Here is a 2,914-nt window from a genome sequence, read left to right on the forward strand (position 1 = left end):
AAAGGAACACGCTGATAATCGTGCAGTGCCGGTATCACTACTAAGCGCATTTTGGGGCACGGTTCTGGTCCTAAAAACTTGACTAGGGTGTGCCACAAAGTTATACACAAAGTGCGAGTGAGAAAAATTATTCTTCAAAAATAGCAGACGCTTACTGCATGCTTTGTTTTGTACGTGCCAAATCCCGCCCTCGGCACCATAAAGACTTCCAAAGAAGTTCGCAAAAGTCCGCAAGGCCAATAGCCAAGCGGATTTTTTGTTTTCTGAGCTTCCATTTCAGTTCGCTAGGGTTCGTTGACAGCCGGTTAGATTGGGGGCAACTTAGGGGGCAGACTAGTAATCTCTGTTGCCCCCTCAGCAGGAGTTGCCCCCCATGCCTCTCACTGATACCGCTATCCGCACAGCTAAGCCCACCGACAAAGCCGTAAAACTTTTTGACGGCGGAGGCCTCTACCTAGAAATTGCCCCCAGCGGCGGAAAATGGTGGCGGCTTAAATATCGCTTCCAGGGCAAAGAAAAAAGAATCTCCCTTGGCACCTACCCCACCGTTAGCTTAAAAGATGCCAGAGAACGACGCGAGCAAGCCAAGCGGCTGATTGAACAAGGCATTGACCCCAGCAATCAGCGTAAAGAAGCAAAGGCTGCCGCCGCTGCCATTGAGCAAGAGCAAAACACAACATTTGAAGCCGTGGCCCGTGACTGGTTCTCCAAAAAAAGAAATGCATGGACACCTGGACATCAAAAAAAGATTCTATCCCGTCTTGAGAATCAGCTATTTCCAATTCTAGGCGACAAGCTTTTCCCCGCCCTTGAACCTGCGGACTTTCTTACCGCCATTCAAAAAGCTGAGTCGCGTGGAGCCATAGAAACGGCCCACCGCCTTGCCCAGCTCTGTGGGCAGGTTTCCCGATACGCCCGCATTGTGGGACTTACCCGCTATGACGTTGCCGCAGGACTGACAGAAGCACTCACCCCCGTGCAGACCAACCATTACGCAACCATTACAGACCCGGCAGAGGTAGGACACCTCCTTAGAGCCATAGACGAATACGCCGGGGAGCCTTCAATCTGTTTCGCGCTAAAGGTGCTTCCTTTCGTCTTTGTGCGCTCTGTGGAGCTGCGCGGGGCTGAATGGCGCGAATTTGATTTTGAATCCGCAACATGGATTATCCCGGCAGAGCGGATGAAAATGAAGCGGCCCCACACCGTCCCTCTGGCCCACCAAGTTATCACATTGCTAAACGACCTACACAGCCTGACAGGCAGTGGGCGATACCTTTTCCCAAGCCTGTTCAGCGCCAGCCGCCCTATTTCTGACATGGGGTTGTTGAACGCGCTACGCCGTATGGGCTACGCCAAAGGGGTTATGACAATCCACGGCTTCAGAAGCTTGGCCTCTACCCTGCTCAACGAGCAAGGATACAGGGCAGATGTAATTGAAGCCCAGCTTGCCCACGGCGAAAAAAACGCCATTCGGGCCGCATACAATCATGCCGAATATTTGCCAGAGCGCCGCCAGATGATGCAAGAATGGGCGGATTATCTGGACGAATTGAAAACAGAGAACAACTTAGCTTGAATTTCCCCAGCTAGGCACGGAGTAATTGCCCATGCCGAAAAGGCGGATACCTTTGCCGCCCTGCTGGGGAATACCACAAAAGGAATGTCTGAAAGGAGACTGCCTTATGAATAGACAGGATAGATGCACCGCCATCCGAAGGTTTACTACCATCAGGAGCATTCAAGAATTTGCAGCACTATGGTGCGGCTGTTCTGAGGATGATTTGCCCATTGTTCTTGCCAAAACTTATGGCGGAGGAAGTACTTCACTAGGCAGTATTATTGTACGAAGTGATGATTATCCTTGCCTTGAACCGAGAATTAGATTCATCATTGATGCGATAAATGATGGGCGCGTTGAAGCTTGTGACGAGCTTGGTTCCTTTCGAGGAAAAGATAATATATCTTGGAAGCGCATGTGCTTACGGATGGACAAAGCTAGGGAATGGCTTGAAAACTCCGCATTACCTCTAAACGAACTTCCAGCATTTCTTTTTTCTAGCCAAGCAGAGAACCTCCCTGCAACAGTTGCTGGCCTTGAGGAAGCCCAAAAAAGGATTCATGGATTAGAAGAAGCTCTAAGAGAACGGGATGCACGAATTGCGGAACTTGAGTTACTAACAACAGCTACAGAAACGGGGGAGGATGGGCCAGTAAACGCAAAGCGCTGGCGCCTGTCATGCCATGCGCTAGCAAGAGCATTTGCTGCTTATATAAATAGATCTGGGCCGGAAAATATTACCAAAGAGCAATTCTTGGAATTTTTAAAGAATAGGGTTGAAAATTTCAGGAATCCGCTCGGTACGGTAGAAAATATCGCTTGGCAGGAGCTTCCCCAATCCCTAAAAAGCGGCCCAGGCAGGCCAAGGAAACAATACGAAGAAACTGGGGTTCCATTTTAAAGTTGTTTTATTACAAAAAGTTAATGGTTTATTAGAGTTTATGGGGAAAACAATTTAGAGTTTTCCCCATTTTTTTCTTTTTTCCCCTGAGTACCATTCCTTCAAGGTTCACGAACGTCTTTTAAGCCGCGTTGAAGTTTTGGAGGAAATATGACTCAACACTTGCCAACCATCCCCGCCAACGGATTCTTGCGCCTCAACCAAGTTCTACAATTCATTCCTATTGGGAAAACAGCTTGGTATGCTGGAATCAAAGAAGGCCGCTTCCCCAAGCCCATCCAGCTCAGTGCCCGCACGGCTGTCTACCGGGCGCAGGATATTGCCGCTCTTATCGATAAAATCAGCCAAGGACAGGGGGCCGCGTAGATGGCAGCCCTAAAACGAAAAAGGCCCCAGGTGTTACAGCACCTAGAGCCTAAAAAGTTGTGCGGCGGGAAGGCAGCACCCAACGC

3 protein-coding genes are annotated in these 2,914 nt (G+C 49.5%); all 3 read left to right on the top strand.

Going from position 1 to position 2,914, the window contains the following annotated elements:
• Positions 1–373 precede the first annotated feature (373 nt).
• The 3 genes from PHF27_RS14210 (at position 374) to PHF27_RS14220 (ending at position 2,828) form a co-directional block, all read left to right on the top strand.
• A complete protein-coding gene (locus PHF27_RS14210) occupies positions 374–1,579 on the top strand; it encodes an integrase arm-type DNA-binding domain-containing protein (protein ID WP_300071509.1) in 1,206 nt (401 codons plus the stop codon).
• A 106-nt stretch (positions 1,580–1,685) separates the two neighbouring features.
• The gene (locus PHF27_RS14215; RefSeq protein WP_300071512.1) at positions 1,686–2,462 is read left to right on the top strand and encodes a hypothetical protein; all 777 of its coding nucleotides are present in this window, start codon (positions 1,686–1,688) and stop codon (positions 2,460–2,462) included.
• A gap of 150 nt (positions 2,463–2,612) precedes the next feature.
• Positions 2,613–2,828 carry an AlpA family phage regulatory protein gene (locus PHF27_RS14220; RefSeq protein WP_300071515.1) on the top strand — a complete coding sequence of 72 codons (216 nt, stop codon included), beginning with the start codon at positions 2,613–2,615 and terminating at the stop codon, positions 2,826–2,828.
• Positions 2,829–2,914 lie beyond the last annotated feature (86 nt).

The organism is Anaeromusa sp., from assembly GCF_028691475.1.
Taxonomy (GTDB): Bacteria; Bacillota; Negativicutes; order Anaeromusales; family Anaeromusaceae; genus Anaeromusa.

What these genes read in the sequence shown, in the direction of transcription:
- PHF27_RS14210 (WP_300071509.1), top strand. Translation starts at nt 374, where the DNA reads ATGCCTCTCACTGATACCGCTATCCGCACAGCTAAGCCCACCGACAAA.
- PHF27_RS14215 (WP_300071512.1), top strand. Translation starts at nt 1,686, where the DNA reads ATGAATAGACAGGATAGATGCACCGCCATCCGAAGGTTTACTACCATC.
- PHF27_RS14220 (WP_300071515.1), top strand. Translation starts at nt 2,613, where the DNA reads ATGACTCAACACTTGCCAACCATCCCCGCCAACGGATTCTTGCGCCTC.